The sequence below is a fragment of the Pseudomonas sp. D47 genome, assembly GCF_045447305.1.
Classification (GTDB): domain Bacteria; phylum Pseudomonadota; class Gammaproteobacteria; order Pseudomonadales; family Pseudomonadaceae; genus Aquipseudomonas.
In genome coordinates this window covers 84,170-104,966 of the sequence record NZ_JBJGXU010000008.1, presented here as the reverse complement: position 1 = coordinate 104,966, position 20,797 = coordinate 84,170, and the positions used below count along the sequence as shown (strand labels likewise).

General features: G+C 62.0%; 14 protein-coding genes. 7 read left to right on the top strand and 7 right to left on the bottom strand.

The genetic code is table 11. The annotated features are described in order from the left end of the window. Nucleotide 1 precedes the first annotated feature (1 nt). From treC to ACI77I_RS08515, 4 genes are all read left to right on the top strand, one after another. Nucleotides 2-1,648 carry an alpha,alpha-phosphotrehalase gene (treC, locus tag ACI77I_RS08530; protein ID WP_094949449.1) on the top strand — a complete coding sequence of 549 codons (1,647 nt, stop codon included), beginning with the start codon at nucleotides 2-4 and terminating at the stop codon, nucleotides 1,646-1,648. 72 nt (nucleotides 1,649-1,720) lie between these two features. Continuing rightward, entirely contained in the window at nucleotides 1,721-2,941 is a 1,221-nt protein-coding gene (locus ACI77I_RS08525) for a maltoporin (RefSeq protein WP_406997317.1), read from the top strand. 152 nt (nucleotides 2,942-3,093) lie between these two features. Then, nucleotides 3,094-5,625 (top strand): phosphoenolpyruvate--protein phosphotransferase, encoded by a 2,532-nt coding sequence (gene ptsP, locus ACI77I_RS08520; RefSeq protein WP_242152382.1) that lies wholly within the window; start codon nucleotides 3,094-3,096, stop codon nucleotides 5,623-5,625. A gap of 2 nt (nucleotides 5,626-5,627) precedes the next feature. Further along, nucleotides 5,628-5,906: a PTS glucose transporter subunit IIB gene (locus ACI77I_RS08515; protein ID WP_406997316.1), complete on the top strand. Its 279-nt coding sequence runs from the start codon at nucleotides 5,628-5,630 to the stop codon at nucleotides 5,904-5,906. Nucleotides 5,907-6,040: 134 nt separating this feature from the next. On the opposite strand, the gene mltF is transcribed toward ACI77I_RS08515, so the two are convergent. Further along, nucleotides 6,041-7,501, bottom strand: a complete 1,461-nt coding sequence (gene mltF / locus ACI77I_RS08510; RefSeq protein WP_094949453.1) for a membrane-bound lytic murein transglycosylase MltF — start codon at nucleotides 7,499-7,501, stop codon at nucleotides 6,041-6,043. A gap of 286 nt (nucleotides 7,502-7,787) precedes the next feature. On the opposite strand from mltF, the gene purL reads away from it, so the two are divergent. The 3 genes from purL (at nucleotide 7,788) to ACI77I_RS08495 (ending at nucleotide 12,665) form a co-directional block, all read left to right on the top strand. Then, nucleotides 7,788-11,684, top strand: coding sequence for a phosphoribosylformylglycinamidine synthase (gene purL, locus ACI77I_RS08505; protein WP_094949454.1), 3,897 nt, complete (start codon nucleotides 7,788-7,790; stop codon nucleotides 11,682-11,684). Between the two features lie 4 nt (nucleotides 11,685-11,688). Continuing rightward, a complete protein-coding gene (locus tag ACI77I_RS08500; protein ID WP_406997315.1) occupies nucleotides 11,689-12,000 on the top strand; it encodes an NGG1p interacting factor NIF3 in 312 nt (103 codons plus the stop codon). 197 nt (nucleotides 12,001-12,197) lie between these two features. Then, a complete protein-coding gene (locus ACI77I_RS08495; protein ID WP_242152370.1) occupies nucleotides 12,198-12,665 on the top strand; it encodes a Rid family hydrolase in 468 nt (155 codons plus the stop codon). Nucleotides 12,666-12,863: 198 nt separating this feature from the next. Here ACI77I_RS08495 and nagE read toward each other — a convergent pair whose 3' ends face one another. From nagE to ACI77I_RS08465, 6 genes are all read right to left on the bottom strand, one after another. Continuing rightward, the gene (nagE, locus tag ACI77I_RS08490; RefSeq protein WP_094951931.1) at nucleotides 12,864-14,570 is read right to left on the bottom strand and encodes an N-acetylglucosamine-specific PTS transporter subunit IIBC; all 1,707 of its coding nucleotides are present in this window, start codon (nucleotides 14,568-14,570) and stop codon (nucleotides 12,864-12,866) included. Between the two features lie 27 nt (nucleotides 14,571-14,597). Then, nucleotides 14,598-17,108 (bottom strand): phosphoenolpyruvate--protein phosphotransferase, encoded by a 2,511-nt coding sequence (gene ptsP / locus ACI77I_RS08485; protein ID WP_263273931.1) that lies wholly within the window; start codon nucleotides 17,106-17,108, stop codon nucleotides 14,598-14,600. Between the two features lie 29 nt (nucleotides 17,109-17,137). After that, entirely contained in the window at nucleotides 17,138-18,160 is a 1,023-nt protein-coding gene (locus tag ACI77I_RS08480; protein WP_094951933.1) for an SIS domain-containing protein, read from the bottom strand. After that, nucleotides 18,141-19,247, bottom strand: a complete 1,107-nt coding sequence (gene nagA, locus ACI77I_RS08475) for an N-acetylglucosamine-6-phosphate deacetylase (protein ID WP_406997314.1) — start codon at nucleotides 19,245-19,247, stop codon at nucleotides 18,141-18,143. The genes ACI77I_RS08480 and nagA overlap by 20 nt, the downstream gene beginning before the upstream one ends. A gap of 10 nt (nucleotides 19,248-19,257) precedes the next feature. Further along, complete coding sequence (locus ACI77I_RS08470) at nucleotides 19,258-20,016, bottom strand: GntR family transcriptional regulator (RefSeq protein WP_094951935.1); 759 nt, start codon at nucleotides 20,014-20,016, stop codon at nucleotides 19,258-19,260. Between the two features lie 263 nt (nucleotides 20,017-20,279). Next, nucleotides 20,280-20,783, bottom strand: a complete 504-nt coding sequence (locus tag ACI77I_RS08465) for a murein L,D-transpeptidase family protein (RefSeq protein ID WP_094951936.1) — start codon at nucleotides 20,781-20,783, stop codon at nucleotides 20,280-20,282. Between the last annotated feature and the right edge of the window lie 14 nt (nucleotides 20,784-20,797).

Below are 20,797 nucleotides of genomic sequence, written 5' to 3'. Positions count from 1 at the left end.
CATGCAAAACTGGCAACACTCGGTGATCTACCAGATCTACCCTAAAAGCTTCCATAGCCACGCGGGTAACGCCACCGGTGACCTGCTGGGCATCGTGGACAAGCTCGATTACCTCAAGTGGCTGGGCGTGGATTGCCTGTGGATCACCCCGTTCCTGCGCTCGCCGCAACGCGACAACGGCTATGACATCAGCGACTACTACGCCATCGACCCCAGCTACGGCACCATGGCCGACTGCGACCTGCTGATCAGCGAGGCGGCCAAGCGCGGCATCAAGCTGATGCTCGATATTGTGGTCAACCACACTTCCATTGAGCACGAGTGGTTCCAGCAAGCGCGCAGCAGCCTCGACAACCCGTACCGCGACTTCTACATCTGGCGCGACCAGCCGAACAACTGGGAATCCAAGTTCGGCGGTTCGGCCTGGGAATACGAGGCGCAAACCGGCCAGTACTTCCTGCACCTGTTCGACCACACCCAGGCCGACCTGAATTGGGACAACCCCAAGGTGCGCGCCGAAGTGTTCAAGCTGATGCGCTTCTGGCGCGACAAAGGCGTGGGTGGTTTCCGCTTGGACGTGATCAACCTGATTTCCAAACCCGCCGATTTCCCCGAAGACAACACCGACGGCCGCCGCTTCTACACCGACGGCCCGAACGTGCACGAATACCTGCAGGAAATGCACCGCGAAGTCTTCGAGGGGCACGACCTGATCAACGTCGGCGAGATGTCGTCCACCAGCCTGGAACACTGCATTCGCTACTCCAATCCGGCGTCGAAAGAGCTGTCGATGACCTTCAACTTTCATCACCTGAAAGTGGATTACCCGAACCTGCAAAAGTGGGTGAAGGCCGACTTCGATTTCCTGCAACTCAAGCAAATTTTTTCCGACTGGCAACTGGGCATGCAGGCCGGTGGCGGCTGGAACGCGCTGTTCTGGTGTAACCACGACCAGCCGCGGGTGGTTTCGCGTTTTGGTGACGACGGCGAGCACCGTGTGGTCTCGGCCAAGATGCTTGCCACCGCGCTGCACTTCCTCCAAGGCACGCCGTATGTGTACCAGGGCGAAGAGCTGGGCATGACCAATCCGGGCTTCGACAGAATCGAACAGTACCGCGATGTCGAGACCCTGAACATCTTCCGTCTCAAGCGTGATGCGGGTGAATCCGAGGCGTCGAGCATGGCGGCGATCATGCAGAAGTCCCGCGACAACGGCCGCACGCCGATGCAATGGAGCAGCAACGCCAACGCCGGTTTCAGCACGGGTGAACCGTGGATCGGCATCCCGGCGAATGCGCAGCAGATCAACGTCGAGAGCCAACTGGATGACCCGGACTCGGTGTTGCATCACTACCGCGCGCTGATCGCGCTGCGTCGCCTTGAGCCGCTGATCCAGGAAGGCGTTTATCGCCAGTTGCTACAAGACCATCTCCAGGTTTGGGCGTACGTGCGCGAAGGGCAGGGCGAGCGCTTGCTGGTGCTGAATAACTTTTATGCCAAGCCCTGCGAAATCCAACTGCCCCAAGGCGTCATCGACGCGACGAGCGAGCAACGCCTGCTGATCAGCAACTACCCCGACTGCCCGGTGCGTACGCGCACGGTGGTGTTGCGACCTTACGAATCGTTTGTGCTGCACCTCAAGGATTGAGGCCCGCTGTAACCCCCGTATGAGCGTGCGGGGGCGCTCGAAAAAATCATAATAAAAATACCGGAGTGCTTCATGAAAACAACAATAAAGCTGGGCCTCATTGCATCATGTCTTAGCGCACCTTTTGCCGCTCAGGCCCTCGAGTTTGCTGGTTACTTGCGCAGCGGCGCGGGCACTTCAACGGGCAGCGGCAAGCAGCAATGCTTCCAACTGCCGGGGGCGCAATCCAAATACCGCTTGGGCAACGAATGCGAGCAATACGCCGAACTTGAATTGCGCCAGGACCTGCTGACCCTCGACGACGGCTCGGTGCTCAGCGTCGATGCCATGGCATCGCTGTACAACAAGTACGACCGTGCCCTGAAATTCCAGGGCGAAGACAACGGCGCGGCGCGCATGCCGCAGATGTATGCGCAGTGGTCCAACCTGCCCAGCCTCAATGGCGGCTCGGTGTGGGCCGGGCGGCGTTACTACAAACGTAACGACATCCATATCTCCGACTTCTACTACTGGAACCAGAGCGCCACCGGCGGCGGTGTCGAGGACGTAAAAATCGGCGACCTCAAATACAGCTACGCCCTGTCGCGCAAAGACAACCTGTACCAGAAGGAATACGCCACCCGCCACGACTTCAACGTCGCGGGCTTCAAGACCAACCCCGGCGGTGAGCTCGAGTTGGGCTTGAGCTACATTGAAAAAGCCGGCGGGCGTGATGCCAACAGTGGCTGGGCGATCACGGCGCAGCATGTGCAAAAAGCTTTCCTTGGCGGTAAAAACAAATTCGCCTTGCAGTACGGCGAAGGCCCCGGCACCGGCTTGGGCTACACCGGTAATACGGCCCTGGATAACAGCAGCAAAAGCTACCGCGCCGTGGAGTTTTTCGACTGGCAGATCACCCCGCGTTTCGGCGGGCAGGTCGAGGCGGTGTACCAGAAAGACATTCGCCCAGGCAGCCAGGACCAGACCTGGATGTCCATCGGTGTGCGCCCGGCGTATGCCATCAGCGAACAGTTCAAGCTGGTCACCGAACTTGGGCATGATCAGGTCGACGCTGCCGGCGGTACGCGCAAGCTGAGCAAATTTACCTTTGCCCCGACCTGGTCGCCTAAAGGCCCAGATTTCTGGGCACGGCCGGAAGTGCGTTTGTACTACACCTATGCAACCTGGAACGAAGCGGCCAAGCGTGCGGCAAATGAACTGGCGGCGGGCTCGGCGTTGTCCGACACCGGCGCCTACGGCACGGCGCGGCATGGCTCGAACGTGGGTGTGCAGGTCGAATACTGGTGGAAATAAACACGGACTCACTGTGGGAGCTGGCTTGCCTGCGATGCGAGCGACTCGGTTTTTCAGTGACACCGAGGCGATGCTATCGCAGGCAAGCCAGCTCCCACATTGGACCGTTGTTGGCCCTATGATTTTTACAGAACAAAACAGCAGGTGAAGTCATGACCACAACTCAACCCCTGGAACTGCTGGCGCCGCTGTCCGGTGTGCTGCTGGCGCTGGATCAGGTGCCCGACCCGGTGTTCGCCAGTCGCATGATCGGCGACGGCCTGTGCATCGATCCCACCTCGCAGACCCTTTGCGCGCCGTTGGCCGGGGTGATCAGCAGTATCCAGGACAGTGGTCATGCGGTCAGCGTTACCGACGACAACGGCGTCCAGGTGCTGATGCATATCGGCCTGGACACCGTAAACCTGGCGGGCCAGGGCTTTACGCCGCTGGTGAAGGAAGGCCAGCGGGTGGAGGTCGGGCAGCCGCTGATTGAATTCGATGCTGACTACGTGGCGCTCAATGCACGCAGTTTGCTGACCTTGATGCTGGTGGTCAGCGGCGAGCCGTTTACGCTGCTGACGCCGGACGGTGCTCTGGTGGATGTGGGCCAGCCGCTGCTGCGTGTGTCACCTGGCGAAGCGGCTGCAACAGTGGATGAGGAGGAGGGCGATGCACTGTTCTCCAAACCGCTGACCTTGCCCAACGCCAACGGCTTGCACGCGCGTCCTGCGGCGGTGTTTGCCCAGGCGGCGAAGGGGTTCAGCGCGAGCATTTACCTGCACAAGCAAACCCAGAGCGCCAACGCAAAATCCTTGGTGGCGATCATGGCGTTGCAAACCGTGCAGGGCGATTCCTTGCAGGTGAGCGCGGCCGGCGACGATGCCGAAGCGGCAATCAACGCGCTGGTGGCGCTGTTGGCCGAGGGCTGTGGCGAGACAATCGCGCCAACGCGTGAAGTGGTCAAACCTGTCGCGCCGGTATCGTCGGCCACCTTGTTGCGCGGCGTGTGTGCGTCGCCGGGTTCGGCGTTTGGCCAGGTGGTGCAAGTGGCTGAGCCGGAACTGAACATTACCGAAGCCGGGAGTGGCGAGGCGATTGAGCGTGCCGCACTGGCGCGTGGCCTGTTGGCGGCCGCCGAGGCGCTGCAAGCCTTGCAAGCCAAAGCGGCCGGCAGTGCCCAGGCGGAGATTTTTCGCGCCCATCAAGAACTGCTCGAAGATCCAACCTTGCTCGAGCAAGCCCATGCCCAGTTGGCTAATGGCAAAAGTGCTGCTTTTGCCTGGAACCGGGCCACGGTGACCACTGCCACCTTGTTCCAGGGCCTGGGCAATGCACTGCTCGCCGAACGTGCGGCGGACTTGGCCGATGTGGGCCAGCGCGTGCTCAAACTGATCCTCGGTATCCAGGACCGGGCATGGGATTTACCCGAGCAGGCCATCCTGATCGCCGAGCAACTGACCCCGTCGCAAACCGCCAGCCTGGATACGCGCAAGGTGCTGGGGTTTGTCACCGTCGGCGGCGGGGCGACCAGCCATGTCGCGATCCTCGCTCGCGCGCTCGGCCTGCCGGCGATTTGCGGTGTGCCGGTGCACGTGCTGACGCTGGCCAATGGCAAACAAGTCCTGCTCGACGCCGACAAAGGTGAGCTGCACCTGGTGCCGGACCTGGCTGAAATCGAAAAACTGCAGGCTGCCCGCTATCAGCAAATGCAGCGCCGTCAGCGTGAAGTGGCGCAAGCCGCCTTGCCGGCCACCACCCGCGACGGCCATCACGTCGAGGTCACGGCCAACGTCGCGTCGTTGCAGGAGGTCGAGCAATCCCTGGCCTTGGGCGGTGAAGGCGTCGGCCTGTTGCGTTCGGAGTTCCTCTACCTGGACCGCAACCGCGCACCCAGCCCCGAGGAGCAGGCCGGCACTTACACCGCCATCGCCCGCGCCCTGGGCACCGAGCGTAATTTGGTGGTGCGCACCCTGGACGTCGGTGGCGACAAGCCGTTGGCCTATGTACCGATGGAAAGCGAAACCAACCCGTTCCTCGGCTTGCGCGGTATTCGGCTGTGCCTGGAGCGCCCGGAGCTGCTGCGCGAACAGTTCCGCGCGATCCTCGCCAGCGCCGGTTTCGCGCGGCTGCATATCATGTTGCCGATGGTCAGCCTGTTGTCGGAGCTGCACCTGGCGCGCAAGATTCTTGAGGAGGAAGCGCTGGCGCTGGGGCTCAAGGAACTGCCAAAGCTGGGGATCATGATCGAGGTGCCGTCTGCGGCGCTGATGGCCGACGTTTTTGCCCCGCATGTGGATTTCTTCTCCATTGGCACCAATGACCTGACCCAATACACCCTGGCCATGGACCGTGACCATCCACGTTTGGCGAGCCAGGCCGACAGCTTTCACCCGTCGGTACTGCGCCTGATTGCCACCACCGTCAAGGCCGCGCATGCCCATGGCAAGTGGGTCGGTGTATGTGGTGCGCTGGCGTCCGAAGCGCTGGCGGTGCCGGTGTTGATCGGGCTCGGCGTGGATGAATTGTCGGTCAGCGTGCCGCTGATCCCGACCATCAAGGCCACCGTGCGCGAGCTGGACCTGGCCGACTGCCAGAGCATCGCCCGCCAGGTGCTGGGCTTGGAAGAAGCCGCCCAAGTACGCGAGGCCCTGCGCCTGTACCACGCGGCCACTGTTGAAACCTCACCTGTTGTGGAGCACTGAGCATGTTCGAGAAATTGCAGCGGGCGTTCTGGAAAGCCCTGACCCCGGACTTGATTGCCGAGACGGCGGTGACGGCGATCCCGAGTCTGTTGTCGGCCGATGTACTGAAGGCATTGGGCGGCGCGGATAACCTCAAGTCACAACAACGCGTGGCGCTGACGCGGGTGCGTGTGCAATTGCAGGATGCGGGGCGGTTGGATGAACCGGCACTCAAGGCGGCGGGTGTGCCGGGTGTGATGGTATTGACCGGTGGGGTCGTTCATTTGATCACCGGTCTCTAAGCCAAGAGCAGATCTAAATGTGGGAGCGGGCTTGCTCGCGAAGAGGGAGTGTCAGTCACCAGATGTATCGACTGACCCACCGCTTTCGCGAGCAAGCCCGCTCCCACATTAGTTTTGTGATGTTTGGGAGAGCGCTACAGCTTCGGGTTATCTTCCGGCGGCTTGGTCTTGTCCACACCCGGCACATGCAAGTTGCCTTCGACCACCTGGTTGCCTTCCAGCTGCGGCTGGGTCACCCAGGTGAGGATGTCGTAGTAACGCCGGATGTTCGCCACAAAGTGCACCGGCTCGCCGCCGCGCGCATAGCCGTAACGGGTCTTGCTGTACCACTGCTTCTGCGACAGGCGCGGCAACATCTTCTTAACGTCTAGCCACTTGTTCGGGTTCAGGCCATCCTTCTTCGCCAACGTGCGTGCGTCTTCCAGATGGCCGGTGCCGACGTTGTAGGCGGCGAGGGCGAACCAGGTGCGATCCGGCTCGGCGATGCTATCGTCCAGCTCATCCTTGATCTTGGCCAGGTATTTGGCGCCGCCCATGATGCTTTGCTTAGCATCCAGGCGGTTGGACACGCCCATCGCCTGGGCGGTGTTCTGGGTCAGCATCATCAGGCCGCGCACGCCGGTCTTGGAGGTGACGGTCGGTTGCCACAGCGATTCCTGATAGCCGATGGCTGCTAATAGGCGCCAATCGACTTTTTCTTTCTTGGCGTAGGCCCGGAAGTCCTTCTCGTATTTGGGTAAGCGTTGCTGCAAGTGCTGGGCAAAGGTGTAGGCGCCGACATAACCGAGTACATCCACGTGCCCGTAATAGCGGTCTTTAAGGCGCTGCAGGGTGCCGTTCTTCTCGACCTTGTCCAGGTAGCTGTTGATCTCGTTGAGCAGGCTGTTGTCGTCACCGGCCGCCACGGCCCAGCTCTGATTGCTGGCATTGCCGAGGTCGAAGGCCACGCGCACGTTGGGGAAGTACACCTGGTTCATCGCGACTTCGTTGGAGTCCACCAGGGTCAGGTCGATTTGACCCTCGTCGACCATGCGCAGTAGGTCGACCACCTCAACGGCGTCGGATTCTTCGTATTCAATCGCAGGGTTCTGCTTTTTAAGCGCCGCCAATTGCTCGGCGTGGATGCTGCCCTTGAGCACCATGATCTTCTTGCCCACCAAGTCTGCCGGAGCAGTAGGCCGGGACTGGCCATTGCGGTAGATGATCTGCGGGGTCACTTCCAGGTAAGGATGGGAGAAACGCACCTGCTGCTTGCGCTGCTCGCTGCTGACCAGGCCGGCGGCAGCCAGAACCGGGCCGTTGGGTTTACCCAATTGGCCGAACAGGTCATCGAGGTTGTCGGCCGTCTCGATCTCCAGCTTAACGCCCAGGTCGTCGGCAAAGCGCTTGACCAGTTCGTATTCGAAACCGGTTTCACCGTTGCGGTCCTGGAAATAAGTAGCGGGGCTGTTCCGGGTAATCACCCGCAATACGCCATCCTCCTTGATTCGCTCGAGCGTGCTGGGTTTATCAACACAGGCGCTGAGCATCAGGAAGAGTCCGGTTGCGATAAGCCATTTGGCGCATCGCGGGCGCAAAGCAGTAGGGGAGAACATCTGCGCAGTATACGCAAACGGCCCACGGCGCCATATCTCGACAGCAGGGGACTTGTCTGCTAGCACCCTCAAAACTGGGCTGCAGCCCGCAGAAACTCGGGTTGGCGAGGGTTTATGACGGTTAAAATAACTGCGCGCCAACCCTTGGAAAACGCCCCGATACCGTGCAAACCCTGCCAACTGACGTTCGGCAGCGGCCAGCCGTGCCGTTTCGGGTGCCGTTGGCGACGGTTTACGCTAGAATGCACGGCCTCAAAGCACACCCCTTCCCGAGGCTGTCCCGAAGATGTTGATCCTGCGCGGCGCTCCTGCCCTTTCTGCCTTTCGCCACAGCAAACTCCTTGAGCAACTGAGCCAAAAGGTTCCAGCGGTTACAGGCTTGTATGCTGAATTTGCTCACTTCGCCGACGTTACCGGCGTGTTGACCGCCGACGAACAGCAAGTGCTGGCACGCCTTCTGAAGTACGGCCCAAGCGTTCCCGTTCAAGAGCCTAACGGCCGCTTGTTCCTGGTTCTGCCACGGTTCGGCACCATCTCGCCCTGGTCGAGCAAGGCCAGTGATATCGCCCGCAACTGTGGCCTGGAAAAAATCCAGCGCCTGGAGCGCGGTATCGCTTTCTACGTCGCCGGCCAGTTCAGCGATGCCGAAGCCGAGCTGATCGCCAGCAGCCTGCACGACCGCATGACCCAGATCATCGTCAGCCAGCTGGAACAGGCTGCCGGCCTGTTCAGCCATGCCGAGCCCAAACCGCTGACCGCGATTGATGTGCTTGGCGGTGGCCGCGCCGCCCTCGAGAAGGCCAACACCGAACTGGGCCTGGCCCTGGCTGAAGACGAGATCGACTACCTGGTCAACGCCTTCACCGGCCTTGCGCGCAACCCGCATGACATCGAGCTTATGATGTTTGCGCAGGCCAACTCCGAGCACTGCCGTCACAAGATCTTCAACGCCAGTTGGGATATCGACGGCCAGAGCCAGGAAAAAAGCCTGTTTGGCATGATCAAGAACACCTACGTGATGCACAGCGAAGGCGTTCTGTCGGCTTATAAAGACAACGCCTCGGTGATCGTCGGCTCCGTCGCCGGCCGTTTCTTCCCGGACCCTGAAACCCGCCAGTACGGCGCGGTGCAGGAGCCGGTGCACATCCTGATGAAGGTTGAAACCCACAACCACCCGACCGCGATTGCCCCGTTCCCGGGCGCAGCCACCGGTTCCGGCGGTGAGATCCGCGACGAAGGTGCGACCGGCCGTGGCGCCAAGCCAAAGGCTGGCCTGACCGGTTTCACCGTGTCCAACCTGCAGATTCCGGGCTTTGAACAGCCGTGGGAAGTGCCGTACGGCAAGCCTGAACGCATCGTTACCGCGCTGGACATCATGATCGAAGGCCCGCTGGGCGGCGCCGCGTTCAACAATGAGTTCGGCCGCCCGGCGCTGACCGGCTATTTCCGTACCTTTGAACAATCCATCACCACCCCGCGTGGCGATGAAGTGCGCGGCTACCATAAGCCGATCATGTTGGCCGGCGGCATGGGCAACATCCGTGAAGAACACGTCAAGAAAGGCGAGATTCTGGTCGGCTCCAAGCTGATTGTGCTCGGCGGCCCGGCGATGTTGATCGGCCTGGGCGGCGGCGCAGCCTCTTCCATGGCCACCGGCACCAGCTCGGCTGACCTGGACTTCGCTTCCGTACAGCGCGAAAACCCTGAAATGGAACGCCGTTGCCAGGAAGTTATCGACCGTTGCTGGCAGTTGGGTGACAAGAACCCGATCAGCTTCATCCACGACGTCGGCGCGGGTGGTTTGTCCAACGCCTTCCCGGAACTGGTCAACGATGGCGAGCGCGGTGGTCGTTTCGAACTGCGCAACATTCCAAACGACGAGCCGGGCATGGCCCCGCACGAGATCTGGAGTAACGAATCCCAGGAACGCTACGTTCTGGCCGTTGGCCCTGAAGACTTCGCGCGCTTCCAGGCCATCTGCGAACGCGAGCGTTGCCCGTTTGCCGTGGTTGGCGAAGCCACGGCTGAGCCGCAGCTGACGGTTACCGACAGCCACTACGGCAACAGCCCGGTCGACATGCCACTGGAAGTGCTGCTGGGCAAAGCCCCGCGCATGCACCGTTCGGCGGTACGTGAAGCCGAGCTGGGCGATGATTTCGACCCAAGCGCACTGGAATTGGCCGACAGCATCGAACGCGTGCTGCACCACCCGGCGGTTGCCAGCAAAAGCTTCCTGATCACCATCGGCGACCGCACCATCACCGGCCTGGTTGCCCGTGACCAAATGGTTGGCCCATGGCAAGTGCCGGTGGCCGACGTTGCCGTCACCGCCACCAGCTTCGATGTGTACACCGGTGAAGCTATGGCGATGGGCGAGCGCACGCCGCTGGCCCTGCTGGACGCTCCGGCGTCGGGCCGCATGGCCATTGGTGAAACGCTCACTAACATCGCCGCGTCGCGCATCGGCAAGCTGTCCGACATCAAACTGTCGGCTAACTGGATGTCCGCTGCCGGCCACCCGGGTGAAGACGCGCGCCTGTACGACACCGTCAAGGCTGTCGGCATGGAGCTGTGCCCGGAACTGGGCATCACCATTCCGGTGGGCAAGGACTCGATGTCCATGGCCACCCGTTGGAACGAAGACGGCACCGACAAGAGCGTTACCTCGCCGCTGTCGCTGATCGTCACCGGTTTCGCACCGGTCACTGACATTCGCCAGACCCTGACCCCGCAACTGCGCATGGACAAGGGCACCACCGATCTGATCCTGATCGACCTGGGCCGTGGCCAGAACCGCATGGGCGCCTCGATCCTCGCGCAAACCCACGGCAAGCTCGGCAAGCACGCGCCGGACGTGGATGACGCCGAAGACCTGAAAGCCTTCTTCGCCGTGATCCAGGGCCTGAATGCCGACGGCCACCTGCTGGCATACCACGACCGTTCCGATGGCGGCTTGCTGACCAGCGTTGTAGAGATGGCGTTTGCCGGTCACTGCGGCCTGAACATCGTGCTCGACAGCGTTGCCGAGGATGCTCGCGAAATCAACGGCATCCTGTTCAACGAAGAGTTGGGCGCCGTGATCCAGGTTCGCCAGGACGCTACCCCAGACGTACTCGCACAGTTCAGCGCTGCTGGCCTGGACGACTGCGTGGCGGTGATCGGCCAGCCGATCAACAACGGTGAAATCAATATCTCCTTTAATGGCGATACGGTGTTTGCCGGCCAGCGCCGCTTGCTGCAGCGCCAGTGGGCTGAGACCAGCTACCAGATCCAACGCCTGCGTGACAACGCCGACTGCGCCGAGCAGGAATTCGACGTGATCCTGGAAGAAGACAACCCGGGCCTGAGCACCAAGCTCAGCTTCGACGTCAACCAGGACATCGCCGCGCCTTACATCAAAAAAGGCATTCGCCCACAAGTGGCGGTACTGCGTGAGCAGGGCGTCAACGGCCAGGTGGAAATGGCGGCTGCGTTCGACCGTGCCGGCTTTAATGCGATCGACGTGCACATGAGCGACATCCTCGCCGGTCGCGTTGACCTCAACGAGTTCAAAGGCCTGGTGGCCTGCGGCGGTTTCTCCTACGGCGACGTGCTGGGTGCCGGTGAAGGCTGGGCCAAGTCGGCCCTGTTTAACAGCCGTGCCCGTGATGCGTTCCAAGGTTTCTTCGAGCGCAACGACAGCTTCACCCTGGGTGTGTGCAACGGTTGCCAGATGATGTCCAACCTCAGCGAACTGATCCCAGGCAGCGAGTTCTGGCCGCACTTTGTGCGTAACCGTTCCGAGCAGTTCGAAGCCCGTGTCGCCATGGTGCAAGTGCAGGAATCCAACTCGATCTTCCTGCAAGGCATGGCCGGTTCGCGCATGCCAATCGCCATCGCCCACGGTGAAGGCCATGCCGAGTTTGAAAGCGAAGAAGCCCTGCTCGAAGCCGACCTGTCCGGCTGCGTGTCGATGCGTTTCGTCGACAACCACGGCAAGGTCACCGAAAGCTACCCGGCCAACCCGAACGGCTCGCCGCGCGGGATCACCGGCCTTACCAGCCGCGACGGCCGCGTGACCATCATGATGCCGCACCCGGAGCGTGTATTCCGCGCTGTGCAGAACTCGTGGCGCCCGGAAGAGTGGAACGAAGACGGCGCCTGGATGCGCATGTTCCGCAACGCGCGCGTGTGGGTGAACTAAGGCGGTGTACAAGCTCAGCTTCTTTGTGCCCGAAAGCTTTGTTGAGACGGTGAAAACCGCCGTCTTCGCAGCAGGCGGCGGGCGCATCGGCCACTACGACAGCTGCGCCTGGCAAGTGCTGGGCCAGGGCCAATTTCGCGCATTGGACGGCAGTCAGCCGTTTATCGGGCAAGTCGGCCAGGTTGAAGTGGTGGAAGAATGGAAAGTTGAGCTGGTGGTGGCGGATGAGTTGATCGTGGCGGTTGTAGCTGCGTTGAAACTCAGCCATCCCTACGAGACACCGGCGTATGAGGTGTGGCAGCTGGCGGATTTTTGATCCGACGGCGGTGAAACGAGAAACCCGCTGGGCCTTCACGGACAGCGGGTTTTTTGTGCCTGGAAAACAGAAACCCCCTACAGAGGCTAAGTCGCCAGCGACGGTAGTGTGCCGCGCAGGTGCTTCGAGACAGCGCATCCGCATCGGCGGGCGCGTGGATGTCTCGGGCTTAGACCCAGTCGAGAAGGTGTTCCTACATGAAGAAAAACCAGTGGATCGCAGGCAGTGCTCTGGCGGCAATGTTGATTGGAGCCGGTGGTGCGTGGGCCGGCAAACCCGAGGTTAAGGCCAAGGGTAACGTCCAGTTCTATGATTCAGGGCGTTTTGACCTGCCATTCTCCGATGGCGTACGTGTAGGCAATGTGTTTTACACCGCCGGGGAAATCGGCGACGCGCACGGTTCCGACAAAGTGGTGTCAGGCGGTATCGTGCCGGAATCCCGGCAGGCCCTGGAAAACATCAAGACCACGCTTAAGGCCAACGGCTATGAGCTGAAGGATGTGGTCAAGTGCACGGTTTTTCTGGCCGACATCAAGGAATGGCCAGCCTTTAACGAAGTGTACAAAGAGTATTTCAAAAAGCCCTACCCGGCGCGTAGCGCGTTCGGTGGTACCGAACTGGCCTGGAATGCCCGGATGGAAATCGAGTGCATCGCGGCGAAGTGATGCGGCTGGGTTGTTGATCCGCCGGTTGTGAATAAAAGAAACCCGCTGGGCCGGTTCGGTCAGCGGGTTTTTTGTTGGCTATACGGTCGTCATCGCGGGCAAGCCCGCTCCCACATTCGACCGCATTGCCAAGTCGGGCACGGATCAAAATGTGGGAGCGGGCTTGCCTGCGATGAGGCCACTTCAGGCCGTGATGATTTACGCCCTGACGCCGACCTCACGGCCACTGACCAACCGCTCCAGCGCCTCACCCAACCCCGATGCCTTGTCACCAATCAACAGGTGCCAAACACCGCTGTCCAGCTGGCTCACACCCTGGCAGCCCAGCGCCGTGAGTTCAGCTTCTGACAACACCGAATCATCCCCCAACTCCACCCGCAGCCGGGTCATCGCCACGGCGTCCAGTTGCCGTACATTCCCTCGACCACCCAAAGCGCTCAGCCATTTCTCGGCTTCTTGCACATTCACTGCAACTGGCTTATCCACAGGCGCGACCGTCACAGGTGCAGCGGCAACAAACGATGGCATCGCCAGGCGGATCTCATCGGCAATGCTGTCGGCCATCGGCCCGACCACCACCTGCAAGCTCCCGCCATTACCCGGCCGTACCACGGCCATGGCGCCGAGGGCTTTAAGCTCCGCATCTACCGCCTTGTTGCGATCCACCATGTCCAACCGCAGGCGCGTGGTACAGGCGCCGACACTCAGCAAGTTAGCCGCACCGCCCAGCGCACGGATATATGCACTGGCCCGCTGGTTATCACTCATCGCCTCGGCCTGCACCACCTGGATGTCTTCACGCCCAGGCGTCTTGAGGTTGAAGCGGCGGATGCAGTAGTTGAACACGCTGTAGTAGATCAGCGCGTAAGCCAAGCCGACGGGGAACACCAGCCAACCGTTGGTGGACTTGCCCCAGCCCAGCACCATGTCGATAAAGCCACCGGAGAAGGTAAAACCGAGGTGGATGTTGAGCATGTTGGTCACGGCCATCGACAGGCCGGTAAGCACCGCGTGAATCAGGTACAAAAACGGCGCAAGGAACATGAACGCGAACTCAATCGGCTCCGTCACGCCGGTCAAAAACGAAGTCAGCGCCATCGACAGGAAAATCCCGCCCATGACTTTGCGGCGTTCCGGCAGGGCGTTGCGGTACATCGCCAGGCACGCGGCGGGCAAGCCGAACAGCATCACCGGGAACATGCCGGTCATGAACTGGCCACCTTTGGGGTCGCCGGCGAAGTAGCGGGTCAGGTCGCCAGTCACCACGGCGCCGGTCGCCGGGTCGGTGAAGGTGCCGAACACGAACCACGCCATGTTGTTGAGGATATGGTGCAGGCCGGTGACGATCAGCAGGCGGTTGAACACGCCGAACACGAAGGCGCCGAAGCTGCCGCTTTCCATCAGCAGCACGCCGAAGCTGTTGATGCCGTGCTGGATCGGCGGCCAGATCAGGCCGAAGATCACACCCAGGGCCACCGCCGAAAAGCCGGTGACGATCGGCACAAACCGTCGCCCGCCAAAGAAAGCGAGGTACTCCGGCAGCTTGATGTCCTTGAAGCGGTTGTACAGCCCACCGGCCATCAAGCCGCTGGCGATACCCGCGAGCATGCCCATGTTGATACTGGTGTCCATCACCTTGAGCGTGGAGACCATCACCAGGTAACCAATCGCCCCGGCCAACCCTGCCGTGCCGTTATTGTCGCGGGCAAACCCCACGGCGATACCGATGGCGAAGATCAACGCCAGGTTGGCGAAGATCGCTTGCCCGGCGTCGTGCATCACCGCGATGTTGAGCAAGTCGGTGTCGCCCAGGCGCAGCAAGAGGCCGGCGATCGGCAGGATCGCGATCGGCAGCATCAGCGCGCGGCCCAGGCGTTGTAAGCCTTCGATAAAATGTTGGTACATGGCGTGTCTCCCTTTTTCTTGTTGTTGTCAGCTCAGCGGCCAGTGGTGTTGACAGGCTTGGCGAACCGCCTTCGCGCTGCTCAGGTCGAGCAGGCCCAGGCTGAGTTGCCGGCATTGAGCCGCGTCCAGGTGGCGGACGCGGTCCTTGATTTCTCCAATTTGCGGCGGGCTCACCGACAGCTCGCTGACGCCCAGGCCGATCAGCACTGGCGTGGCCAACGGGTCGGACGCGAGGGCGCCGCAAACACCCACCCAACGCCCATGTTTAGCCGCACCGGCGCAGGTCTGTGCGATCAACCGCAGCAGCGCCGGGTGTAAGGCATCGACCCGTGCGGCGAGGCCTGCGTGGTCGCGGTCCATGGCCAGGGTGTACTGGGAGAGGTCATTGGTGCCGATGGAGAGGAAGTCTGCATACAGCGCAAGCTGCTCGGCCATCAGCGCGGCGGCGGGTACTTCGATCATCACGCCCAGCTCCGGGCGCTGGGTCAGCCCCAGCTCGGCACACAACTCATCCAGGCGCTGGCGGATCTGCAGCAGTTCATCCACTTCGCTGACCATCGGCAGCAAGATGCGGCAACGTTCCAGCGGGCTGACTTGCAGCAGCGCGCGCAGCTGCTGGTCGAGCAATTCGGGGCGCACCTGGGCCATGCGAATACCGCGCAAGCCCAACACCGGGTTGGCCTCCACGGGCAGTGGCAGGTAGTCGAGCTGCTTGTCGCCGCCCACGTCGATGGTGCGGATGATCACTGCCTTGTCGCCCATAGCATCCAACACGGCTTGATAGGCCTGGCGCTGTTCCTGTTCGTCCGGCGCGGTGCGGCGGTCGACGAAGAGGAATTCGGTGCGCAACAGGCCGACGCCATCGGCGCCGTTTTCAAACGCCACTTGGGCCTCGGCGCTGGAGGCGACATTGGCGGCGACTTCGATGCTGATGCCATCGGTGGTGCGCGCCGGTTCCTGCGCTTGGGCTTGCTGTTGCTGGCGGCGCAGTTTCTGTGCATCACGAATCTGGTGCACTTCGGCGTGGCGCGCGTCGCTGGGCGCAAGTTCCAGGCGCCCATTGACCGCGTCGAGTACCACGCGCTGGCCTTGCGGCACATCGAGCACGTCTGCGCCCAACGCCACCACACAAGGCAAGCCTTTGCCGCGGGCCAAAATGGCCACGTGGGAGGTGGCGCCGCCTTCGGCCATGCAGATGCCAGCGGCCTGTTGCGTGCTCAGTTGCAGCAGGTCGGATGGCGTCAGTTCATGGGCGCTGACAATCGCCCCGGCAGGCAACTCGAAGTGCCAGGCCTCGCCGAGCAGTGCGCGCAACACCCGCTGTTGCAAGTCGCGCAGGTCATTGGAGCGCTCGGCGAACAGCGGTTTGCCCAACGCCAGCAACACCGCGCATTGCGCCTGGATCGCATCGCGCCAGGCGTGGGTGGCGGCGCTGCCGTGTTCGATGGCGGCGGTGGCCGCTTCCAGCAGGGCCGGGTCTTCCAGCAGGGCGAGGTGGGCGGCGAAGATCTCTTCTTCTTCGATATTTTTGCGTTGGCGGGCGTGGTCCAAGGTGTTGCGGATCTCGCCGCGTACTTGCTCAAGGGCCGTGTCCAGCCGTTGCAGTTGTTCGTCGGCCGAGTGGTTGCCGGCGTCTGCCGGCAGTTCAATACCGGTAAGGCGGAACAACGGCCCACACACCAGGCCCGGTGCAGCACATACGCCTTGCAACACACCGACTTCGGTATTCGCACGGCGCGGAGCCACGGCCACCGGCGCGTGGTGTTCTTTACTGACGGCCACGGACAGCGCGGCAACCAACGCCTGCAACGCCGCCTCGCAATCCTTGCCGCGACAGGTGACGCGCACCTCGTCGCCTTCACCGATCCCCAGCCCCATCAAGCCAATCAGGCTGTCGCACGGCGCGGATTTGCCGGCGAAGTGCAGCTGCGCCTGGCTGCTGAACCCTTGGGCGGTTTTGCGGACCAGCGCGGCGGGGCGCGCATGCAAACCGCCACGGTGAGTAATGCGCACGCTGGCGCGGACTTCGGTGACCGAGTTATCCACAACCGCCTGCGCCGTTGCCGCCGAGCGCGCCACGATGTGCAGCAACGGCTCACCGACCTTGACGGTTTTTCCTGCCACCGGCCGCAGCTCAAAGCGCTCGCCATTGGTCAGGATAATCAGGCTGACCAGGCTTTTGCACTGGCGCGCAATCCGGTCCAGGTCAAACTGCACCAGGGCCTGGCCCTTGCTCACCCGTGCGCCTTCCTTCACCAGCAGCGCAAAGCCTTCGCCATTCAGCTCCACCGTGTCGATGCCCACGTGCATCAGCACCTCGGCACCGTTCTCGGCGCGAATGGTTACAGCATGCCCGGTGCGGGCGACGTGGATGATCACGCCGTCGCAGGGGGCGTGCAGGCAATCGTTGAGCGGGTCGATGGCGATACCGTCGCCCATGGCGCCGCTGGCGAACACTTCGTCGGGAACGTTGCCCAGGGTCAGCACCGGGCCACTGAGTGGGGCGCTTAGGGTCAATTCATTATTGTTGTTGGACATGGGCACGGTACTCATCAGGAAAACGCGACTCAGTGAGTGCGGGTAACTTTGCTCAGGTGGCGCGGCTGGTCCGGGTCCATGCCCCGGGCTTGAGCCAGGCCAGCGGCCATTACGTAAAAGCTTTGGATCGCCAGGATTGGGTCCAGGCTTGGGTGTTCGGCGCGGCTCAGGGTCAGGTCGCGTTCGGCGATATCGTCCGGCGCAGCCAGCAGCACGCGGGCGCCACGTTGGCGCATGTCGGCGGCCAGGCTCAACAGGCCGGGCTGTTCGGCACCGCGTGGGGCGAATATCAGCAGCGGGTAGTTCTCGTCGATCAGGGCCATCGGCCCGTGGCGCACTTCGGCGCTGCTGAAGGCTTCGGCCTGGATCGCCGAGGTTTCCTTGAGCTTGAGCGCGGCTTCCTGGGCGATGGCAAAACCGGCGCCACGGCCGATCACCATCAATTGCTGGCAACCGCGCAAGGCCTCGATGGCGCTGCTCCAATCCTGTTTGGCCGCTGCCCGCAATTCATCGGGCAGGGCGCGGCAGGCTTGCAGCAAGTCGGCTTCCTGGTTCCAGTGGCCGATCAACTGCGCGCTGGCGCTGAGGGTGGCGATAAAGCTTTTGGTCGCGGCCACGCTGAGTTCCGGCCCGGCGCACAGTGGCAGGTGGAATTCGCAGGCGGCTTCCAGCGGTGACTCTTCGGCGTTGACCAGCGAAATGCTCAGGGCACCGCGTTTGCGCAACAGGCGCAGGCTGTTGACCAGGTCCGGGCTTTGCCCCGACTGCGAGAAACCAAACGCCACCTGCCCACTGACCTTCAACGGTGCTTGCAACAAGGTCACCACCGACATCGGCAACGACGCCACCGGGATGCCCACGTGCTGCATGGCCAGGTAGGCGAAGTAGCTGGCGGCATGGTCCGAGCTGCCACGGGCGATGGTCATCGCCACTTGCGGTGGCTGACGGCGCAGGCGCCCGGCGATCTCTTCGAGCATCGGGTCCAGGCGTTGCAGTTGCGCCGCGACGGCATCACAAGAGGCCAGGGCCTCTTCAAGCATTTTTGAAGTCAATGGTTTCTCCTTCGACCATTACGTCGGTGAGGTGCAGGGAGCGGTCCATGCGCACGCAGTCGGCAAAGCTGCCGGGTTGCAGGCGCCCGCGTTCTTCCAGGCCCAGGTAGTCCGCAGGAAATTGCGACAGGCGTTGTGAGGCTTCGCTGATGGGCAGGCCGATTTTCACCAGGTTGCGCAGCGCCTGATCCATGGTCAGGGTGCTGCCGGCCAAGGTGCCGTCAGCCAGGCGCACGCCGCCCAGGCATTTGGTCACGGTGTGGCTGCCCAGCTTGTATTCGCCGTCGGGCATGCCGGCGGCGGCGGTGGAATCGGTGACGCAGTACAGGCATGGGATCGAACGCAGGGCCACGCGCATGGCGCCGGGGTGTACGTGCAGCAGGTCGGGGATCAACTCTGCGTACTTGGCGTGGGCCAAGGCGGCGCCGACGATGCCCGGCTCGCGGTGATGCAGCGGGCTCATGGCGTTATACAAATGCGTGAAGCTGGTGGCGCCGGCGGCGAGGGCGGCGACGCCTTCTTCATAGCTGCCTAGGGTGTGGCCGATCTGCATGCGCACGCCGCGTTGGCTGAGGGCGCGGATCAGGCCGTCATGCCCGGCGATTTCCGGGGCGATGGTGATCACCCGGATCGGCGCCAATTGCAGGTAGGCTTCCACTTCGGCCATCAGCGCGGTGTGCGCGAAGTTGGGTTGGGCGCCGAGTTTGCCTGGGTTGATGTAAGGGCCTTCCAGGTGTACGCCGAGTACGCGAGCGCTGCCGGTTGGGCGCTGTTCACAGAAAATGCCGAGCTCACCGAGCACGCGGGTGATTTCGTCCACCGGTGCGGTCATGGTGGTAGCCAGCAGTGACGTCGTACCAAAACGCACGTGGGTGCGAGTGATGGTCTCGAAGGCTGCCACGCCTTCCATGATGTCTTTGCCGCCACCGCCGTGTACGTGCAGGTCGATGAAACCTGGCAGCAGGTAGGGCAGCTCGTTGTCAGCCGGGTCGCACGGCGTGCCGTCGATGGCGACCACCTTGCCGTGTTCGTGCACCAGGCGGCCGCGAATCCAGCCGCTGGGCGTGAGGATATTGTCTTCGGACATGGGCAGTTCTCTAAATTCGCAGTTCGGCGCAATAGTCGTGGCGGCGCAGCTCTGCGACGAAGTCGTAGTAGTCGTTGCGGCAGTAGGTGTCGGTGATTTCAATCGGGGTGTTGTCGGCGGTGTAGCCGACCCGCGTCATCAGCAGCATGGCGGTGCCGGGGGCAATGCCCACCAGCTTGGCGAACTCATCCGAGGCGTTGATCGCCTGGATATGCTGCAGGGCACGCACGATAGGCTTGCCGATGCTTTCCAGGTATTCGTACAGCGAATTGCCGATGGCTTGCGGGTGCGGCAGCACCGAGGCGGGCATGGCGGTCATTTCAATTGCCATCACCGTGTCATCGGCCTTACGCAGACGTTTGAGGCGCGCGACTTTGTCGGTAGGCGACAGGCACAGGCGGATCAGCTCTTCGTGGGTCGGCGGGGTGATGTCGCGCTCCAGCCATTGGGACGTGGGCACAAACCCCTTGAGCCGCAGCATTTCACTGAAGCCCGACAGGCGTGACAGCGGTTGTTCCAGGCGCGGTGTGATAAAGGTGCCGGAGCCTTGGCTGCGGCGAATCAGCCCTTGGGCAAACAACACTTCCAGCGCTTTACGCGCGGTCACCCGCGAGATGCTCAGTTGCTCGCTGAGGGCACGTTCCGAGGGCAAAGCCTGCTCGGATTTCCACTGGCCGGCATGGATCGCCGCTTCAAGGTTGCGGGCCAGTTGCAGGTACAGCGGCGTGGATTGTTTGTCGTCGGGGCGCAGCGTCTGGATGGGGTTCATCTGTGAAGTTTCCGATGCGGTTATTGGAGTGTTGTCGCCCGGTAATGGCCGGAAATTAATACCACTTAAATACCATGTCAATGCTGCCAAAACGGTGCGGAACCCGGTTTTAGGGCGCTTTATTGGTGCCTGGTATCAAGTGGTATTAGAGAGGTCTGTATCGCGCGCAGAACTACGCAGCCCGGCGCGGTGAACTGGTATTCACCGGCAGGCGCTGCCAAGGGCAGGAATTATTTTCAGATTATTTTACCAACGGTAGGTGTTTACGGCCGAATCTCGATCAGGGTGCCGTCTTTGACCAAGTTCCAGACTTCGCGCATGTCCACGTTGCGCATGCCGATACAGCCGTCGGTCCAGTCCAGGGTGTGGAACCACTGCTCCGGGTATTCCTCGGTGTCGGGGGTGCCGTGGATCATGATCATGCTGCCCGGTTTCACGCCTTCACGGCGCGCGCGCGCGGAGTCGCTGATATTCGGGTAGGAGATGTGCATGGCGAGGTTGAAGCGGTCGCTGGTTTTGCGCCAGTCGATCCAATACAAGCCTTCCGGCGTGCGGCGGTCGCCTTCGAACAGCTTGGTGCCCTTGGGGTTTTTGCCGAGCGAGATGCGATAGGTCTTCAGCGGCTTACCGTCGTTGATCAACTGCAACTGGTGGGCCGACTTGAGCACCAGGACTTTCTCGACAGGTTTGCCGCCCAGGGTTTCCACCGTGGAGGCCGAAGATAGGGTAGCGAACGACAGGCAGATAAAAGCGAGCAACCAACGCATTAAAACGGTTTCCC